Below are 17910 nucleotides of genomic sequence, written 5' to 3' on the forward strand. Positions count from 1 at the left end.
CTTCCTCCTCGACCAATACTTTATGAAAAGTCTTTCCTCTACCTGTTCCCAATCTGATGCGGCTCGACACGTCAAAACTTGTACAATTGATGTCATTTTTAAAGTAAGCGCTACCATGATTCTTTGTTTCTTCATGTAAACGATATCATGCTTCAATTTTAATTTTTCTCGTCAAAATGGCTTTACAGAAGCGTTTCTATCATTGAATATAGAAGAAATTATGAATGAATACAGATAGATAGAAAGAAGGAAGAGTTTATGGTCATTATTCAAGGAGTTGCACTCTTACTGCTCATCCTGGCCTTGTTCACACTTTTCAGCTACAAGGCACCATTCGGAATGAAAGCGATGGGCGCCTTGGCAGGTGCGGCAATCGCAAGTTTCCTTGTCGAAGCGTTCAACGCCTACGCCATCGGAGGATTACTGCCACTTCCTTTATATGAAGAGGTTGGGCAGGCAGCCGGTTCGTTATCAGGTCCTGCTGCGGCGGCACTCGTTGCCATCGCACTCGGGATCAACCCCGTATATAGTATGATGATTGGATTATCCGTGTCTGGATTCGGTATCCTTCCTGGATTTTTCGCAGGATATATCCTTGCCTTAGTTGGTACACGCATCAATCGCTATCTTCCGACCGGGGTCGATATGATCTTCTACGTCATTGTGATGGCTCCACTCGCACGACTCGTCGCAATCGGCGTAGACCCACTTGTGTCAAACACTCTCGCTCAAATTGGTGCAGTCATTGAACTCGCGGCGACGCAAAACCCGGTCGTCATGGGGCTCGTGCTAGGAGGAATTGTCACTGTCGTGTCGACGTCCCCTCTCAGTTCGATGGCTTTAACAGCGATGCTCGGCTTGACAGGTGTGCCGATGGCAATTGCCGCACTTGCATTGACCGCATCGATCTCGATGAATTACTTGTTGTTCCGTCAATTGAAGATTGGAACGAAGAAAGATCAACTATCAGTTGCAATTGAGCCGTTGACTCAAGCTGATTTAATTTCCGCAAACCCAATTCCTATTTATAGTGTGAACTTTGTGGGTGGGGCTGTCGCAGGACTGATCGTGGCAATGACGGGTATGATCAATGATGCTCCTGGTTCAGCTGCGGGTATCCCGGGACTTCTCGTTATGTATGGATTCAATGACTGGCAAACGGTCACAATCACAGCTGTCGTTTTATTCATCTTAGGAATCGGTTTTGGTTTGATCGGAAGCCGCCTATTTAAAAACTTCCCAATCGTCCGTCATACTGAAAAAGTCGAATCGACAGAAGAAGATGCTGCATAACCAAAACAATCGATGCACGGAACGTTCAAGCGTTCTGTTGCATCGATTGTTTTATTTTGTCGATGAAAGTGGCGTATCAATCTTTACAGGTGCTCGATACGTCGGAAAGTAATCAGACATTCCATGCAGTTGAATATGGGCATCGTTTAACCTTTGATACACATCGTCCTTTAGAATACTTTTTCCAATATAATAAGTGAGCGGTTCTTCTCCAGAGAAACTCGATTTAAAATCGTAGAGAGCATCCTGTCCTGTCACCCCCCCACCAAGGTGCAAGTATACTTTTCCTTTATCACTTGAACGGCGAATCATCTCACTAAACAGAAAATGGTTTGGTCGGAGTGACAAAAAGTTATTTAACGATCCACCTAGATGATAATGAGCACCTGTCTCTCCATACAACAGCAACACTCCTGCAATCACGCTTTCACCATGAAGCGCAAATAAAAACTCGGCTTCAAACGACTCACTCGTGAGCAATTTTCTAAAATACGAAGTTGAATAATAATAATCACAATTCGCTGAACGACGATTCATGGTTTCTTCATATAATCTTATAAATGTTTGAATGTCTTCAGCGCCACCTTGTACAACGGTCAATTGTTCACGCGTCGCCCGTTTTACATTACGCTTCGTCATTTTATGAAATCGCTCTGTCAACTGTTCATAAGGTTTATCCAGCTGAACATGGACTGTTTTTCGAATAGGGAAAGCCTGTCCAAACGTTTTCATGATGGCTTCATCTATTCTAAGCGGATGGTAGCGAATTGTCTCTGTGACCGTCATTTCGTTTTCTTCTCGTAATAAAAAGGTATGGCGAGCGACCTTTACTTCGTCATCTGTGAACTCTCCAACTCGAAATGGTCCACCATAACCATAGGCTGTCACGAGATCATCATACCGCTGATCGATTCGTCTTCGGATATATGGATATATCAACATCCCCTTTGATGTATTGGCGACAAAAAGTTCTGGCGAGTCATGTGATCCACAATTCACTTTGACATAATCATAACTGTCATATACATCACATTGTGTTTGACTTAACCAATATTCCCACTCGGCTCGGTCTTTGATGATTCTTGTTTCCATCATCTCACCCCTTTATAAGTGATTTTCTTAACTATTTTTCCCATTTGAGGATGAGTACACAGATGAATAATGTAACTTTTTATTATTAACAATCAATTTCCGTACAGTGTAGTTTACGAAAAACATATCACTATTTCTTTCGTATGTTGATTCACTCACAATTAAAAAACGGACCCGCTATATAGCGAATCCGCATGTTGAAGGATATTGATACGACATCAGTCCACCATGATTACTACACCTGTTTCACTCGATTGACGAGCAAGTTCAATAATTTGTGTTGTCAATGCGGCATCTTTTAAAGAGACAATCGGGCGTCGTGTCTGATAACTTTCCGCCAACTGGTGATAATAAGTGAGGTAGCTTCCCTTCTCAACTTGAATCGTTTCCACATCTTCGACAGACAGGATACCAGTTTCTAAAATATCAGCTTCTAATTTCCCATCCTTCAGCGCCTCTTCCTGGGGATCAAGACCGTATTTCACAAAACTTCCATTCGTTCCATGCAGTTCAAAACGTAGAGTTTCTCCTGCGATGAACGGGTTTGAACGAAGATAGACTCGTTTATTTCCGTAATAGAGCGTCACATGAAACCCATCGTCAGATTGTCCACCCTCTCGTTGAGTCATCACATCCGCTTGAATCCGATCAGGCTTTCCAAACAAAGCGAGCGTTTGATCGATGAGATGACTTCCTAAATCAAATAAGATGCCTGAGCCCTGTCCTGCATTTTCCCGCCAACGGTCACGTACATTCGGTCGGAAGCGATCAAATCGTGATTCCATTACTTTCCAATCACCTATTGCGTTTGAGTCAAGCAACGACTTGATTGTTAAGAAATCACCATCAAAGCGACGATTTTGATACACATTGACGATTTGACCCGTCTCCGCTTCAAGTTTTATTAACTCATATCCTTCTGCAGTCGTCAGAAAAGCTGGTTTCTCTACTAATACGTCTTTACCTGCTCGTAGACAAGAAGCGACCATCTCTTTATGTAAGTGAGAAGGTGTCGTGATAATGAACAAGGATGCATCTGCTTGTAATGCTTCCTCTAACGTCTCATATACATTAGCTTCTGGTAGTTTGGCGTGAACTTCGCTCGGACGCGTTGAGACGACTCCAACCACTTCAAATGAGTCAACGGTATTTAAGAACGGGAGATGAAATGTGTTCGCAGAAAAGCCGAACCCCACTAAGATAGTTTTAATCATGGAAAACCCCTCCTTTTCGCTTTAATCATTATATCAAAAAAAGGGTCCAAAGACCCTCACGCACTCATACTCTCATCTAATCTGTATTCGAACGTATTGTACCCGTTTCGGGAGTCAACATAGACGAAACCAAAACGTGGATAATAACTATTGAGGAATTCATTATCAGCGACACAGTCGAGTCGGATCGGCTCATCCTCGTCGGCCGACTGTAACACGTGCTCCATGAGTTGCTGTCCAACCCCGCGTCCTTTTAACTTTTCACTGACGACGATTCGATGGATGTATTGTCCATACTCACTGTCATCCCATAAATTGTCGTCCCATTCATCAGGAGGCAACAATGCGATTGAAGCTAAAATTTGTTGATTATCTTCAAAGACATATACACTGCCTTCCGTAATATCAGTGAGCACACGCTCCACGAGGTCCTGTTCCAAATATTCGGTCCACTGGTCGCTTCCCTGTTCATTTAGCGCTACGGCTCGTTGTTCGATTAGGTTCGCGATGCTCTTGGCATCGCGCTTCGTCGCGAGTCGAATCATAACGTCCTCCTTTAATTACACAGTATTTGAAATACAAATATAACGGAGAACACTATGTCTTTCAACCATCTTGCTCACTCTTTCATTTCAAACGGAATGACTCCATTCTCGTTTAATTCATAACTATAGGTCAATGTCGCATTCAGACTGTGTGAAACGGAACAATATCGTTCAACAGACAGTTCGATTGCCCGTCGAACCCGCTCTTCCGACATATCGCCTTTCAAAATATATAAGATGTGAATGGCTGTAAAGCGTTTCGGATGATCGATTGCACGAACCCCATCAATCTTCATCTCGAACGACTCGAGCGGTTGACGCATCTTATGCAAAATCGATACGATATCGATTCCCGTGCAGGATGCAGTTGCGTGAAGTAACATCTCGGTCGGACGAGGACCGGTGTCATGTCCCCCAACATCCTCAGACGCGTCGAGTGTGACCTTGTGTCCCGAAGGCGTATGCGTTTCAAACGCCATCCCTTGCTTCCATACGACTTCCATATCCATCGTCTACTCCCCCTATTTCATTTGATAGCAATCTATTCCCTCATTTGATGTATGATTAAGCTACAAATTGATTTTTAGGAGTGTATGTCGTTGAATTTGTCCATTTTATTCAGCTGGGGACTGTATATCGTCCTTGGGTTAAATCTGTTGTTCGCACTCGCTGTCATCTTTGCCGAAAGAAGGGACGTCGGGGCGACCTGGGCCTGGTTGCTCGTCCTATTCTTTTTACCAGTGCTCGGCTTTATCATCTACCTCTTTCTCGGACGACAACTCAAGAAGGATAACTTCTACAACTTGAGTGTGGAAGAGCGTTCTTTCCATGCGCTTCAAGTAGAATCACAAATCGAACAGATTCATGCACGAGAAACATTGCTCGCTCAGCCATTGTTTGAAAAGTACGATCAATTACTTCAAATGAATTTACGTTCAGCTAAATCATTGATTAGCGTACATAATCGTTCCCTCATCTTGCACGATGGTGAACAAAAATTCAAAGCGCTAATGGATGATATCCGCTCTGCCGAAACCGAGATTAACATTCAATACTACATCATTCAACGTGACGCCCTCGGCCAAGCACTTTTGAAGGAACTGATTGAGCGTGCGAAAGCCGGTGTCAAAGTACGACTCCTTTATGATGCGGTCGGATCTCGGAGCCTTCGAAACTCCGACTTTAAGGAGTTGATTGCGAACGACGGCGAAGTCCGTGTTTTCTTCCCACCTACTCTCGGAATGATCAACTTTAAACTGAACAATCGAAATCACCGTAAGGTCGTCATCATTGACGGGAAGATTGGATATGTCGGCGGCTTCAACGTCGGCACCGAATATCTCGGACTCGTCGAAAAATTTGGCTATTGGCGCGACACGCATTTGCGAGTTGAAGGTGACGTCGTCTATCACCTTCAACACCGTTTCATCTTGGATTGGAACTATTCAGGTCATCGCGACCATGAACCAGAAAATACATTTTGCTTTGCGCGACACGAGATTAAAGACAAGTCTCCAATGCAAATCGTCACGAGTGGACCGAACTCGGATACGGAACATTTAAAAAATATGATGGTGAAGATGATCATGTCGGCAAAACGACGGGTCGTCATTCAAACGCCTTACTTCATACCTGATACAAGCTTCATGGATGCTTGTAAGATGGCGTTACTCTCCGGGATTCAAATCGATATCATGATTCCCGGAAAACCGGATCACCCGTTCGTCATGTGGGCTTCCCTCTCTTTCCTCGGAGAGTTGCTCGATTATGGTGCGAGCGTCTACTTGTATGATGAAGGATTTCTGCACGCAAAAATCCTAGTCGTCGATGATGAGATCGCGACCGTTGGGACGACGAATTTAGATGCCCGGAGCTTCCGTCTCAACTTTGAAGTGAACGCTCTCATTTATGATGAACGTGTCGCCCTCGAACTCGTCTCTTTGTTTGAAACCGACACCGCGGTCAGCCGAGTTTATACGATGGAAGACTATGAAACCCGTAAATGGACGGTCCGTGCACGGGAAGGGGTGTCACGACTCCTCAGTCCAATTTTATAAAAACGACGACATGAGGCAGAGCAAAGCGCTCTGCCTCATTGGTGTTTCAAAGTTTAAAGCGTGAAACGAGTTCTTGAAGTTCCTCCGCCATCGTTGCGAGTGATTTTGCTGATTGTGACACTTCTTCAATCGACTTCAATTGGTCATCAGTCGTCGCTGCGACTTGTTTTGAGACATTGGAGTTTTCGTCGGCGATGTCAGCGATTTGTGACGCGGTCGCGGCCACTTCCTGAACGTTCGCCGCAATCTCCTCGACAGTTGCGGTCACATCTTCGATGCGCGGTGTCATCGCGACTGTACGCTCTTTAATTTTCTCGAAGCGGTCTGCTGTCATCTCAGATGACGTCAATCCTGCTTTCGTATGAGTAGATACTTCTTTCATCAAGTGAACGGATTGTTCCGTCTCATGTTTGATCCGATCAATCAGTCCTGCGATTTGTTTTGTCGACTGTTGTGACTGTTCGGCAAGCTTTCGGACTTCGCTCGCGACGACCGCGAACCCTTTTCCATTCTCACCTGCACGTGCCGCTTCAATCGCAGCGTTCAAGGCCAACAGATTCGTCTGTTCTGCAATGCCGTTGATGACCGTGACGATTTCCCCGATTTCATTCGAGCGATTCGCCAACGACTGAATAACCCCTTCAAACGTCACGACTGACGCATCGATCGCCTGCATCTGCTTGACGTTCTCTTTTACGGTCGTCGATCCGTCCTCGGCTTCATTTGACGTTTCACGCGACAGTTCGGATACATCCATCGAGCTCTCCGAGATGCGCATGATACCGGATGTGATTGCTTGAAGTGATGTCGCATTGTCGTCGAGTTGTCGCTTCGACCCATCGGCGCTGAGCGCCATTTGATCGACCGCTTGAACAATCTGCTCCGACGACATGGTATTTTGTGCCGAGTTGGCCATCAGTTCTTGAGAAGATGCGGCCACTTGACTGATTGAATCATCGAGATGAAGTAACACCATACGGAGTGAATCGCTCATTTCGTTAAAACTTTCTGAGACACGACCGATTTCATCGTTCGATGAGACGGTAATCGGCTCTGTCAAATCACCTGCCTTGATCCGTTCTGCTCCCTCAGTCAATACACGCAATGGACGTAAGATTGAACGAAGGACGAAGTAGAGAAGGATGGCTGCGACACCAAACATTCCGATGATGACAAATCCAGTCGTCCAGAGGATACCGACCGTCTCGTCCTGAATCTCACCGTCATATAAAGTACCTGCAATCTTCCATCCTGTGATCGGGTTCGTTGCGAACGCTTTCTCAACACCTTCCCCGTTCTCAGTTGCAGATAGAATACCCTCTTCCTCGGCAAAGAGAGATTTCGCCCAAGGCTCAGTTATTTTTTCACCGACAGCCGTCGACGGATGGATGACAACTTGTTCTGCCTCGTCGAAGATGGCAACGTATCCTTCTTTACCGATTTGAATGGTTGACGCCACTTCAGCTATATCATTCACATCAACGTCAACGGCGACTACCCCACTATCGTCAGCTGTCTTCTTCGATACGGTAATCATCATTTTTTGAGAAGAGGCATCGACATACGGATTCGTGATGGCGACATCTTGTCCACTTGCTTCAGCCGCTTCATACCAAGGACGAATTCGTGGGTCGTATCCTTCTGGCAATCCCTGCTCAGGATAGATTGTCATCGCGCCTTCCGCTGAAGCAAAGTAAATGTTCGTCACTTTTGGATGCGTCTCTAAATACTCGGTAAACTTCTCTGCTAACGCCTGATTCTCTTCTCCTTCTTCATAAATCGAAGCATCAATCCGATTCGCAAAAAACGAGATGTCCGTTTGAATCGGCTCGATGAGGTTCGTGACCTCATTGTTCATCCGGTCTACCCCCGAATTGGCAGACTGGATCATTTGAGACTCAATCTTACTTTTCGCCTGCGAATAAGCGACGATTCCAATCAATGTGGCTGGAATGAGTAATAATAGAACGGATAAGACAATCAACTTTTGCTTGATACTAATCGTACGTTTCTGTTTCATAAAACATCTCCTACCTCGAATAAAGTGTTCAAGGAGTGTCGTTGACCTACCGAGGCCTCCTTGGGTTATTCACAATATCGGTTAAGAAATATATATTTTAATAGTTGATTGAATTATTCGAAAATTATTTTTCGGAACTTGAAATGGAGTTTCATACGTACAATATAAAATTTAAAATCAAATCATTCGAATTAAATATAAAATTGAGTTAACCTATCAGGAAAGGGGTAAAAATATGAATTCATTATTGGAAGAAATTAAAAGTTATAAGGAACAGTTCAAACAAAAAGCACCTGCCGAGAAGCAACGATTGATGGCAAAGGCAACGCAGGAATTGAAAGATTCGGGAATTGCGTCAGGATTAAGAGTAGGTGAATCAGCACCTCTGTTTGAATTGCCTCACGCGGACGGAACAAAAGTCGAGTTGCAGTCGTTGCTTGAAAAAGGACCTGTAATTGTCACGTTTTATCGTGGCGGATGGTGTCCATACTGTAACCTCGAGCTTCGCGCATACCAGCGCGAGTTGCCAACGATTCAAGAAAAAGGGGCGACTCTTGTCGCAATCAGTCCTGAGACGCCGGATTATTCCCTTTCAACGAAAGAAAAGAACGAACTTGATTTTTATGTATTGAGCGACGTGGATAATCAAGTCGCACGCCAATTCGACCTCGTCTTTGACATGCCGGATTACTTGATCGACGTTTATAAGGCGTCTGGGCTGCACGTCGATGCACATAATGGGAACGAGGATTGGCAGTTGCCGAAACCGGCCACGTTCATTATAGAGTCAGACGGAACGATTTCATTCAGTGACGTCCCTGCGGATTATACAGAACGTGTCGACCCGTTGACGGTGATTGGAAAATTGTAAAATAAAAAGAGGTGGCGCGTCACGTCATCTCTTTTCCCATTCGCATTTTTCATCCATTTTATTGACAAACTCCTCGTGCAACATGGCGTACACCATGCTGTCAGTCCACTCCTGTTTACTCCAGTAATCTTTGATGAAATGGGCCTCTTTTCTCATCCCAACCCGTTCACATAATTTCTGAGAAGCAACATTTCTGGCGTCGAGATTGGCTTGCACTCGATGTAGATTGAGCTTCGTAAACAACTCCCCAAGCAATCCGCTCACCGCCTCCGTTGCATATCCTTTTCCTGAATGTGAATCAGAAAAACAATAGCCGATCTCGACGGTTTCTTTCATCCCCGTGTACCATACCGTAAGATCACCGATTACTTTTTGTTGATGGAGCACCGCCAGACTCAACGCACTCTTTTCGGAGAGCGTACGCTGATCTCGTTTCTTTCTAAACTCTGTCTCCACGTTCTCAGTAGTCCAAGGCTCATGCAAAAGATATCTACATACTTCTGGCTTGCTATACATTTCGAATGTAGCATGCAAGTCTTTCTCCGTAAATGGTCTGATTTCTAGACGCTCAGTGGTAAATATCACGTTGTCTCCCCTTTACATTTGATCGCAATCGCCCTGTGAAACTCCCCACCGGTTCACGACCTATGAGGAAATCATAAATTGCTCAACTCGCTTGAGTAGTGTTTCAAGTAGCCGTAGTGACTCGTATGTGTTACCTGTGTACTCGAGACTATGATTCATCTGCTCGACAATCTCGAGTTCAGTCAATGCTAGATGTTCAAGATGCTCGATTCGTTCCAGTACATAATGTTGGTCCGCTGTTCCCATGAGAACAATCTGTTGACCTTTATGAGACTGGATCGCTTCGTATATGTCGTCTTGTTTCAACAAAGGTGTCAACCAAATCAGTTTAGCATCATGAAACACGTTTCGGGTAAGTTCACTTGCCATCGCAATCGTACCGAGCGATTTTCCGACGACGATGTATTGTTGAACGGAATAGTTATGTAACACTTGATCGATGACGAGTCGAACGTCTTCCACAACCACCTTAAATACATCGACTGAATCATACCGCTCATCCCGATAATTATAGTTGATTTCAAGAACGTTCAACCCGTTCTCTAGGCATAATCCAGTCGTATACCGAAACATTGGAGAATCATTCGTATATCCGTATCCCGGTAACAACATCACGAGTGTGTCGGATGACGAATCAGCCTGCAGGTACGAATACGAGACGGGTATTCCGTTTGTCCCTTTGACGTGACCAACTGTTACTTCATACATGCTGTCTCCTCAATTCTGCAAAAGTTGCGTGTCATGGTGATGAATCAGCGTTCCAATGGTCTCTCCTTGGAGAATCCGATGAATGGCGTTCCGTTCCTTGAAGTCGAACAAGTGAATCGGCAAACCGTGGTCTCTAGCGAGGAGTAATGCCGATTGATCCATCACTTTCAAGTCATGAGCGATGACGTCGTTATAGTGTAGGGTTTCAAATTGACGAGCGTCCGAATCCAAACGAGGATCTCGGTCATATACGCCGGAGACACCGTTCTTTGCCACGAACAAGGCATCGCATCCCACTTCGATCGCACGCTGAACAGCCGGATAGTCTGAAGAGACGAACGGTTGACCGTTATTGCCTGCAAAAATGACGATATATCCTTTTTTCAAATGATTGATGGCTCGAAGTTGAATGTATGGCTCGGCTACACTCGGCATTGGAATCGACGTCATGACGCGTACTTCTCGATTGGCATCACGTTTCAAGATACCACGTAGCATCAATGAATTCATGACCGTCCCGAGCGTCCTGATACTGTCAGCCTCCACTCGATTGATCCCCCACGCTTCTGCTTGATTCCCGCGAAAGAGATTTCCCCCACCGACCATGACACATACTTCAACCCCACTTTTTGCGAGTGACAATATTTCTTCTGCTATCAGGCTGAGACTCATTTCGTCAAAATTATCCATTCTATCACCAGCTAGAGCGGCTCCACTTAACTTGATACAAATTTTTCGGTGCTTCAATGTCTCCCAACCCTTCATTTGGAAATTTTTGTTCAATTCAGTATAGAAGAGATTGTTTGATTGAACAATAGTATTTCCAATTGATTTATAATGACATTTCTTTATTTTCTTTCCTACATCGGGCACAAAAAAAGACCGTAGAATACACTACAGTCAGTAAGCTTAAGCCCCTAATATTGAACCGTGACGAGTCTTTTCCCATCCATACGCCACTTCTCGGAGCATCAATTCGCCAAACTCTCGATCTTTTTGGTCGATGACCTGCCCCTGTTTTCGCTCATAAAACGTTCGGAACGGATTCATCTCAAGTGCCCAGATCAAGAGACCTGCTTCACACATCGATTGCACGGCATGTTCAAGGAGAGCGGACCCGATTCCGTTCCCTTGATGGTTCTCTAAAATATAAATGGCATACACTTCGTTCGTATGGTCTGGATACTCACCCGTACGTTCTTCTCCGTATAGGACGAAGCCCACAATCTCGTCATCGACAATCGCCACAAAGCCGGCTACCTCTTGACGACGAAGTGCTGTCCGCAACCGTTCTGCCCATTCGATGGAACCGGACGAAAGTTTCAATAAGTACTCGGTCGGTACGATCCCCCGATAGGTCGTGCGCCATCCGTTCACACGCACTCTCGCAATCCCATATACATCGTCTGGTTTGGCGACCCGAATGTCCAATGTGACCCCCTCCTACCCGAATCTTTACAAATAGTTTACCACAAATCCCCAACATGCAATCTCGAATTATGTGAATTCTATTCGATCACCTATCATAAAAAAATAGACGCTACCTCTACTGAGGCAGTGTCTATTCACTAATTACGCAACTTCTTTTGACTGAACCGGTGTAGCCGTTGTTAACGGTTTTTTCAAGAACGAGAGGAGCAATGCTCCGACCACTGCACCTGCCAAGATGGCGAGTGCGTAAAGACCCATACTCACCGCGACGTTTCCAGCTCCTTCAAGAAGTGGGAAGACGAAGATTCCACCGTGTGGCGCCGGCAATTGAATCGTGAAGAATGCGGACAATCCGCCTGCGATGGCAGAACCGAGAATCGCTGATGGAAGAACGCGAATCGGGTCCGCAGCTGCGAATGGGATCGCCGCTTCCGTGATAAACGAAGCTCCCATGATATAAGCGGTTTTTCCTGCTTCGCGCTCTTGTTTCGAGAACTTTTGACGAGCGAAGACTGTTGATGCGAGTGCGACGAGGAGTGGTGGTACCATCCCTCCAGCCATGACCGCTGCCATGACTTCTTGGTTACCCGCTGTAAGTGCTGCCGTACCGAAGACGTACGCTGTCTTGTTGATCGGACCACCCATATCGACTGCCATCATCCCACCGACGATGACTCCTAAAAGGATGGCGTTCGCGCCACTCATGCTGTTCAACGTATCCATCAACCATGTCATGAGTGCTGCAATCGGTTCATTGACGACGAGCAACATGACCATACCTGAGATAAACGAACCGAGTAACGGATACAAGAGGACTGGTTTGATTCCTTCAAGTGAAGCAGGCAATTTTGCGAGTGCTTTTTTCAAGAAGAGGACGACATAACCTGCCAAGAAACCAGCGATGAGACCACCGAGGAATCCTGCGTTCCCTTGACTTGCGAGTACCCCGGCCACGAGACCTGGTGCGAGACCTGGGCGATCGGCGATCGACATCGCGATGAAACCGGCGAGAATCGGAACGAGGAAGCCGAATGCAGCTCCACCGATTGTCATCAACTGTGCAGCAAATTCATTGTAAGACGGGTCATCCGGGTTGGCGGAGTTGATGCCCCAGAAGAAGCTGATGGCAATCAAGAGTCCACCTGCGACAACGAGTGGAAGCATCGCGGATACACCGCTCATCAAGTGCTTGTACACGCCTGTACGTTGCTCTTTCGAAGCACCACCTGACGATTTCGAAGCCTCATATACCGGCGCATCTTGTTTCACCGCACGATTGATGAGTTCTTCCGGTTTCCGAATCCCTTGTGCAACAGGAACTTCAATGACTCGTTTACCAGCGAAGCGATCCATTTCAACAGCCTTGTCCGCTGCGACGATGATTGCTGTTGCCCGGTCAATGTCCGCGCGCGTCAATTCATTTTTGACGCCAGTCGACCCGTTCGTTTCGACTTTGATGTCGACGCCCATCGATTCCGCTTTTTGCTTCAAGCTATCTGCTGCCATATACGTATGAGCGATACCGGTCGGACAAGCCGTGACCGCCAAAATGAACGGTGCATCCGTGTTTGTCGGTTTGACGACCTCTGGCTTCTCTTCTGCTGCTTCTTTTTCTTCGATTGCACGGATGACATCGTTTTCAGAAGTAGCCGCATAGAGCCGTTCCTGGAATGCAGGGTCCATCAAGTAAACTGAAAGTTTAGAGAGTGTTTCAAGGTGTTCATTATTAGCGTTTTCGCCTGCCGCAATCATGAAGAAGAGGCGGCTCGGTTGTCCGTCTAACGCTTCGTAGTCGACACCTTCCGAGCGACCGAACGCGATCGCTGGTGACTTGACTGCACTCGTTTTCGCGTGCGGGATGGCAATGCCTTCACCGAGCCCAGTCGTGCTCTCGCTTTCACGTTTTAGGATCGCATCGCGATAACCGTTGCGGTCCGATAGTTTACCGGCGCGGTCGAGGACATCGACAAGTTCTTCGATGACCTCACGCTTAGAACTCGCGCTTAGATTCAATTGAATCGTGTCGCGTTGGAGCAAGTCCGTGATTTTCATGTTGTTTCCTCCATTCGTTTAAGTGGTGTGAGTTGTACTTGATCGATCAAGCGATCGATCTCTTGTTTCGAACATAGACCGAACGTATATGCAGATGCGCTTCCTGTCGTGACCGCATATCGAAATGCTTCTTGTTCGCCTTTTTCTTTCACATTCGCGACAAATCCGGCGACGAGCGAGTCTCCTGCACCGACCGAATTGACGAGCTTCCCTGTCGGTGTGTTTGCTGTGACGGCTCCGTCCTTGTTAACGAGTAGCGCCCCGTCTCCCGCAAAGGAGATGATGACATTTTTCGCCCCACGTTTGACGAGTTGTTCCGCATAAGGAAGAGCTTCCTCGAATGTTTCAATTTCGGTATCAAACAATTCACCTAATTCATGGTGGTTCGGTTTGATCATGAGTGGTTCGAGGGCGAGCACTTCGAGCATGGCTTCTTTCGTCGTATCGACGACAAAGTCAGCCCCTTTTTCGCGAATCGATTCGGCAATCGTCCGATATAGCGAGTCTGGTAAGTTACTTGGAATACTACCCGCGAGGACGACGATATCGCCTTCTTGAACTTGATCGAACTTGGCCGTCAACAGTTCGAGCTCGCGCTCTGTGATATTCGGTCCGCTCGCATTCAGTTCTGTTTCCTCTTTCGCCCGAATCTTGACGTTGATCCGGGTGTTCCCATTCACCTCTACGAAATCGGTGTGTACACCGTGATCGACGAGTGACTTTTTAATGAAGTCACCTGTCGTCCCACCGATGAAACCAAGTGCCTTTGTGTCTTGTGCATACTCCCGGAGAACGATTGAGACGTTGATGCCTTTCCCACCTGCTCGCTCTGTCGTCTCTTCGATTCGGTTCACTTCTCCTAGATGTACTTTAGGTAATGTTACGTAGTAATCAATAGAAGGGTTGAGTGTTAACGTATAAATCATTTCGCGTTCACCACCTTTGTGATTGTTTGGATGGAACTCATTGACTCACTGCTTGATGTGATCAACTGTGCGGCATCTAACGTCGCGACTCGGCTGAACGTCCGTTTCCCGATTTTCGATGCGTCAGCGAGTACGAAGGACGTTTGTGCCAATTCGATTGCCGTTTTTTTGACAAGCGCTTCTTCTGGGTCTGGGGTCGTGTAACCCGCATCAAGGTCGATTCCGTTCATTCCGAGAAAGGCGAGGTCGACTCGATAATTCATCATGCTCTCGCGTGCGTTATACCCGACAAGCGCCTGGGTGGAACGCTTTAATTCTCCGCCAATCACAAACGTCTTAATATCAAGATCAAATAATTCATTCGCAATCGGTAGACTGTTTGTGACGACGACAATCTTTTTCCCTTCTAAAAACGGAACCATCGCCTGAGTGGTTGTACCGGCATCTAAATAAATCGACATCCCGTCTTCGATGAACGTTGCGGCCTTCCGTGCAATCGCAACTTTTTCATCTACGAACCGGTCTCGCTTTTCTTCAAATGTCGGTTCCTCATCTGGAGTCGCAATGAGCGTTGCGCCTCCGTGAACCCTTGCCAGATACCCTTCCGCTTCGAGGTCCGTCAAATCTCGACGAATCGTCGACTCGGATGAATCCGTCAAATCAACCAATTCTTTTAATTTGACAACCTTCTGTTCAGATAAGCGTTGCAAAATCAACTGATGTCGTTGTTTCGTTAACATCTTGTTCCCTCCATACGTCTAATATAAAGCGTTTTCATTATAAAAACAACTAAAATCATTCAAAAACATTCAGTTTCATTCAATTTGTCACAATTATAACATAAAAAACGGTCAATATATGACCGTTTTTCGAGTTTATGACTGTTTTTTTAACCATTCATCCAATTCTTGAACGAGTTTTGGATGAATCGGCGCATCGATCGCTTCTCGATACTCTTTATGCAGCATGAGAAGCGAATGGGGTGACTCCCGTGTCACGAGAAGATGATTCATATCATCAATGATCGATGAGGTGACCTCCCCTTTTGTTTGTATCATATGAACGTGTTCTGGTGGGACTTGGACATCACGTCCCCCGGTAATCGCAAGAACCGGGACGGTCACATGCTCCAACCGCTCTCGGACGTCATAGGATGCATGTTCTCGAATCCATTTCGCATTTACGACTTGACCTCGATATTTGAAAGACGAGACGTTCGTCCGTAAAGACCGCTCTAACAAATCGTCCTGTCGTTGTCTGACCTTTTTGGCAACGCCCGTCAACCGATAGAAGAGACCTTTTATTCCCTTCACATGTTCGATGTCTTTAGCGAGTGCATCTGCTTGGTATAGGAACATCTGCTTGGACGATTCATGGAAACCGGAAAGTAAGATCAGTCCATCCGCCTTCGTCTCAAGCTGAACGGCAGGAGCAAGGACGGCCCCTTCACTATGACCGAGTAGATATAAGCGATTTACATCGGCCAGTTGTCGAATGGTGCGCACGACAAGAATCGCATCGTTAATCAAATCATGTAAGCCAACTTTATTGAAGTCTCCGTCTGACTTCCCGATTCCTTGTTTGTCATATCGGAACACGTTGTATCCGTGGTCGTACAACGCTTCTGCCAACTTGGCATACGTATTAAAACCGACACCACCCATGTTACCATCACGGTCACTCGGTCCACTCCCACTCAACATGACGATTGTCGCCCGAGGCTCCTCATGGGAAAGAAAAGTTCCTGCAATCGTTCCGTATGCTGTCGTAATCGTCATCTCTTGTTTCATCGTATCGCCTCCATTACTATCATACCCGAAACCGACATCTAAAAAAATATGTCGCCGTCAAATGAGACAGCGACATCTATGAGGTCAGTCAGTAAGCCAAGCATGTAGCCAATTGACGGCATCGGATAAACCGTCTTTCGTCAGACGTTCGATTGTGTCCTTCTCCGTAAACACATGCCAACTTCCTTCAAGTGAATCACTCAACATCAGATAAGGTATTCCTTCATCATCGTAAGCGTCACCCGGTGAACTTGCCAACGAACGCACCTCCAGTTCAGCGAATGGCCCTGTTCTAGTACAGGATAGGATTTCATTCCTTTCGTACGAACGTATAGTGGACCGTCACCAGTCCCAAGAATATCGAGCATGACGACCATTTCCACTTTTTCTTTTTGTCCCGCTAGCCGTTCAAGGAAATCGTCACTCGCTTCTCTAGAGTCGCCGTTCCCATTCAAAAAGACATATCGAATCGTATAGTCTGGCACTTCCTCGTTCATCACCTGCATGAGGTGATATAAGACCGTAGACGGACCGACGGCAGACAAATAATGGGCTCCATGCCAGGAAGAATTGAGTCGTGACATGAGAATAATTTCTTGATTACTCTTCCCTGTTTGAACAAATTCGACATATGGGATCTCTTCACGGTAAGGCTCTACTTTTATCGATTGTCCATCCTTCAGCTGTTCAGCCGTATCGGAGTCTACACCCGTGCCATCTAACGGCATGTAGGATGACGTGAAAACAAAGCCCATCTCATATGGATCATCTTCATATGGTGTGATCAAGTATCCTACAGCTCCTGCAGATGCGAGCTCTGACAAGTATGCATTCGCTTCCTGATCATTCAATACTTCACCCGCGTAATCGACGGTATACGCATCCTCGATATTGTCATATGAAAACTTTGTCGTTGGTAAGACAATCACTTTCTCTTTGACGTCCGGAATATCTTGTCCCCATTCCATATGTAAAATTGTTCCTTTGAACGGTTGATCAAATGTCATCGATGAAAGACCTTCATACGTTCCATCTCCCACCTCAATCTCAGTCCAACCGGTCACCCGTTCTGTATAAAGGACGTTCCGGTTCATATCGATGGATAGTTCGGTTCCGAAAGATTCAAAAAAGTCGGCACTCTCCCAACTATCCGCATTTCGATCGACTGATGAAATATATTCCGCGGTCTCAAGCGGCGTCGGATGGATTGGATTGAAGAAAAGAACAACTGTCGCGATTGAACGCAACAAACTAATCAAGATTAACATTACATGATCCCTATTCAATGATATTGACTAAGTATGTCAATATTTATTATAGACAGCT

At 46.0% G+C, this 17910-nt stretch carries 18 protein-coding genes; 3 read left to right on the forward strand and 15 right to left on the reverse strand.

The features are described from left to right. Positions 1 to 258 precede the first annotated feature (258 nt). Positions 259 to 1293, forward strand: a complete 1035-nt coding sequence (locus tag KNO96_RS02395) for a PTS sugar transporter subunit IIC (RefSeq protein ID WP_026826040.1) — start codon at positions 259 to 261, stop codon at positions 1291 to 1293. Positions 1294 to 1344: 51 nt separating this feature from the next. Here the strand turns inward: KNO96_RS02395 and KNO96_RS02400 are convergent, their stop codons facing one another. From KNO96_RS02400 to KNO96_RS02415, 4 genes are all read right to left on the reverse strand, one after another. After that, entirely contained in the window at positions 1345 to 2385 is a 1041-nt protein-coding gene (locus KNO96_RS02400; protein ID WP_214702096.1) for a lipid II:glycine glycyltransferase FemX, read from the reverse strand. Between the two features lie 218 nt (positions 2386 to 2603). After that, positions 2604 to 3599 carry a Gfo/Idh/MocA family oxidoreductase gene (locus tag KNO96_RS02405; protein ID WP_214702098.1) on the reverse strand — a complete coding sequence of 332 codons (996 nt, stop codon included), beginning with the start codon at positions 3597 to 3599 and terminating at the stop codon, positions 2604 to 2606. Between the two features lie 56 nt (positions 3600 to 3655). Further along, positions 3656 to 4144: a GNAT family N-acetyltransferase gene (locus tag KNO96_RS02410; RefSeq protein WP_026826043.1), complete on the reverse strand. Its 489-nt coding sequence runs from the start codon at positions 4142 to 4144 to the stop codon at positions 3656 to 3658. A gap of 74 nt (positions 4145 to 4218) precedes the next feature. Beyond that, positions 4219 to 4653 carry an OsmC family protein gene (locus tag KNO96_RS02415; RefSeq protein ID WP_214702099.1) on the reverse strand — a complete coding sequence of 145 codons (435 nt, stop codon included), beginning with the start codon at positions 4651 to 4653 and terminating at the stop codon, positions 4219 to 4221. A gap of 84 nt (positions 4654 to 4737) precedes the next feature. On the opposite strand from KNO96_RS02415, the gene cls reads away from it, so the two are divergent. Then, on the forward strand, positions 4738 to 6201 hold the full coding sequence (gene cls, locus KNO96_RS02420) for a cardiolipin synthase (RefSeq protein ID WP_483297746.1): 1464 nt from the start codon (positions 4738 to 4740) through the stop codon (positions 6199 to 6201). A gap of 46 nt (positions 6202 to 6247) precedes the next feature. Here cls and KNO96_RS02425 read toward each other — a convergent pair whose 3' ends face one another. After that, entirely contained in the window at positions 6248 to 8221 is a 1974-nt protein-coding gene (locus KNO96_RS02425) for a methyl-accepting chemotaxis protein (protein ID WP_214702102.1), read from the reverse strand. A gap of 235 nt (positions 8222 to 8456) precedes the next feature. On the opposite strand from KNO96_RS02425, the gene KNO96_RS02430 reads away from it, so the two are divergent. Continuing rightward, on the forward strand, positions 8457 to 9092 hold the full coding sequence (locus KNO96_RS02430) for a peroxiredoxin-like family protein (RefSeq protein ID WP_214702104.1): 636 nt from the start codon (positions 8457 to 8459) through the stop codon (positions 9090 to 9092). A gap of 24 nt (positions 9093 to 9116) precedes the next feature. Here the strand turns inward: KNO96_RS02430 and KNO96_RS02435 are convergent, their stop codons facing one another. From KNO96_RS02435 to KNO96_RS02480, 10 genes are all read right to left on the reverse strand, one after another. Beyond that, on the reverse strand, positions 9117 to 9677 hold the full coding sequence (locus KNO96_RS02435; protein ID WP_214702105.1) for a GNAT family N-acetyltransferase: 561 nt from the start codon (positions 9675 to 9677) through the stop codon (positions 9117 to 9119). A gap of 60 nt (positions 9678 to 9737) precedes the next feature. Continuing rightward, a complete protein-coding gene (locus tag KNO96_RS02440) occupies positions 9738 to 10385 on the reverse strand; it encodes an alpha/beta family hydrolase (RefSeq protein WP_214702106.1) in 648 nt (215 codons plus the stop codon). Between the two features lie 9 nt (positions 10386 to 10394). Further along, positions 10395 to 11150 carry a UMP kinase gene (gene pyrH, locus KNO96_RS02445; RefSeq protein ID WP_214702107.1) on the reverse strand — a complete coding sequence of 252 codons (756 nt, stop codon included), beginning with the start codon at positions 11148 to 11150 and terminating at the stop codon, positions 10395 to 10397. Between the two features lie 144 nt (positions 11151 to 11294). Continuing rightward, complete coding sequence (locus tag KNO96_RS02450; RefSeq protein ID WP_026826051.1) at positions 11295 to 11816, reverse strand: GNAT family N-acetyltransferase; 522 nt, start codon at positions 11814 to 11816, stop codon at positions 11295 to 11297. A gap of 141 nt (positions 11817 to 11957) precedes the next feature. Beyond that, complete coding sequence (locus tag KNO96_RS02455; RefSeq protein ID WP_214702108.1) at positions 11958 to 13868, reverse strand: PTS fructose transporter subunit IIABC; 1911 nt, start codon at positions 13866 to 13868, stop codon at positions 11958 to 11960. Further along, the gene (gene pfkB, locus KNO96_RS02460) at positions 13865 to 14794 is read right to left on the reverse strand and encodes a 1-phosphofructokinase (RefSeq protein WP_214702109.1); all 930 of its coding nucleotides are present in this window, start codon (positions 14792 to 14794) and stop codon (positions 13865 to 13867) included. The genes KNO96_RS02455 and pfkB overlap by 4 nt, the downstream gene beginning before the upstream one ends. Continuing rightward, positions 14791 to 15534, reverse strand: coding sequence for a DeoR/GlpR family DNA-binding transcription regulator (locus tag KNO96_RS02465; protein ID WP_214702110.1), 744 nt, complete (start codon positions 15532 to 15534; stop codon positions 14791 to 14793). The genes pfkB and KNO96_RS02465 overlap by 4 nt, the downstream gene beginning before the upstream one ends. Before the next feature lie 135 nt (positions 15535 to 15669). Next, the gene (locus KNO96_RS02470; protein ID WP_214702111.1) at positions 15670 to 16584 is read right to left on the reverse strand and encodes an alpha/beta hydrolase; all 915 of its coding nucleotides are present in this window, start codon (positions 16582 to 16584) and stop codon (positions 15670 to 15672) included. 84 nt (positions 16585 to 16668) lie between these two features. Beyond that, positions 16669 to 16842: a hypothetical protein gene (locus tag KNO96_RS02475; protein WP_214702113.1), complete on the reverse strand. Its 174-nt coding sequence runs from the start codon at positions 16840 to 16842 to the stop codon at positions 16669 to 16671. Next, positions 16791 to 17852 carry a zinc-binding metallopeptidase family protein gene (locus KNO96_RS02480; RefSeq protein ID WP_214702114.1) on the reverse strand — a complete coding sequence of 354 codons (1062 nt, stop codon included), beginning with the start codon at positions 17850 to 17852 and terminating at the stop codon, positions 16791 to 16793. The genes KNO96_RS02475 and KNO96_RS02480 overlap by 52 nt, the downstream gene beginning before the upstream one ends. Positions 17853 to 17910: the final 58 nt, after the last annotated feature.

The sequence above is a fragment of the Exiguobacterium sp. s89 genome (assembly GCF_018617735.1).
Lineage (GTDB): Bacteria > Bacillota > Bacilli > Exiguobacteriales > Exiguobacteriaceae > Exiguobacterium > Exiguobacterium marinum.

What these genes read in the sequence shown, in the direction of transcription:
- KNO96_RS02395 (WP_026826040.1), top strand. Translation starts at nt 259, where the DNA reads ATGGTCATTATTCAAGGAGTTGCACTCTTACTGCTCATCCTGGCCTTG.
- KNO96_RS02425 (WP_214702102.1), bottom strand. Translation starts at nt 8,221, where the DNA reads ATGAAACAGAAACGTACGATTAGTATCAAGCAAAAGTTGATTGTCTTA.
- KNO96_RS02415 (WP_214702099.1), bottom strand. Translation starts at nt 4,653, where the DNA reads ATGGATATGGAAGTCGTATGGAAGCAAGGGATGGCGTTTGAAACGCAT.
- cls (WP_483297746.1), top strand. Translation starts at nt 4,738, where the DNA reads ATGTCGTTGAATTTGTCCATTTTATTCAGCTGGGGACTGTATATCGTC.
- KNO96_RS02405 (WP_214702098.1), bottom strand. Translation starts at nt 3,599, where the DNA reads ATGATTAAAACTATCTTAGTGGGGTTCGGCTTTTCTGCGAACACATTT.
- KNO96_RS02410 (WP_026826043.1), bottom strand. Translation starts at nt 4,144, where the DNA reads ATGATTCGACTCGCGACGAAGCGCGATGCCAAGAGCATCGCGAACCTA.
- pfkB (WP_214702109.1), bottom strand. Translation starts at nt 14,794, where the DNA reads ATGATTTATACGTTAACACTCAACCCTTCTATTGATTACTACGTAACA.
- KNO96_RS02470 (WP_214702111.1), bottom strand. Translation starts at nt 16,584, where the DNA reads ATGAAACAAGAGATGACGATTACGACAGCATACGGAACGATTGCAGGA.
- KNO96_RS02430 (WP_214702104.1), top strand. Translation starts at nt 8,457, where the DNA reads ATGAATTCATTATTGGAAGAAATTAAAAGTTATAAGGAACAGTTCAAA.
- KNO96_RS02465 (WP_214702110.1), bottom strand. Translation starts at nt 15,534, where the DNA reads ATGTTAACGAAACAACGACATCAGTTGATTTTGCAACGCTTATCTGAA.
- KNO96_RS02400 (WP_214702096.1), bottom strand. Translation starts at nt 2,385, where the DNA reads ATGGAAACAAGAATCATCAAAGACCGAGCCGAGTGGGAATATTGGTTA.
- KNO96_RS02455 (WP_214702108.1), bottom strand. Translation starts at nt 13,868, where the DNA reads ATGAAAATCACGGACTTGCTCCAACGCGACACGATTCAATTGAATCTA.
- KNO96_RS02480 (WP_214702114.1), bottom strand. Translation starts at nt 17,852, where the DNA reads ATGTTAATCTTGATTAGTTTGTTGCGTTCAATCGCGACAGTTGTTCTT.
- KNO96_RS02440 (WP_214702106.1), bottom strand. Translation starts at nt 10,385, where the DNA reads ATGTATGAAGTAACAGTTGGTCACGTCAAAGGGACAAACGGAATACCC.
- pyrH (WP_214702107.1), bottom strand. Translation starts at nt 11,150, where the DNA reads ATGAAGGGTTGGGAGACATTGAAGCACCGAAAAATTTGTATCAAGTTA.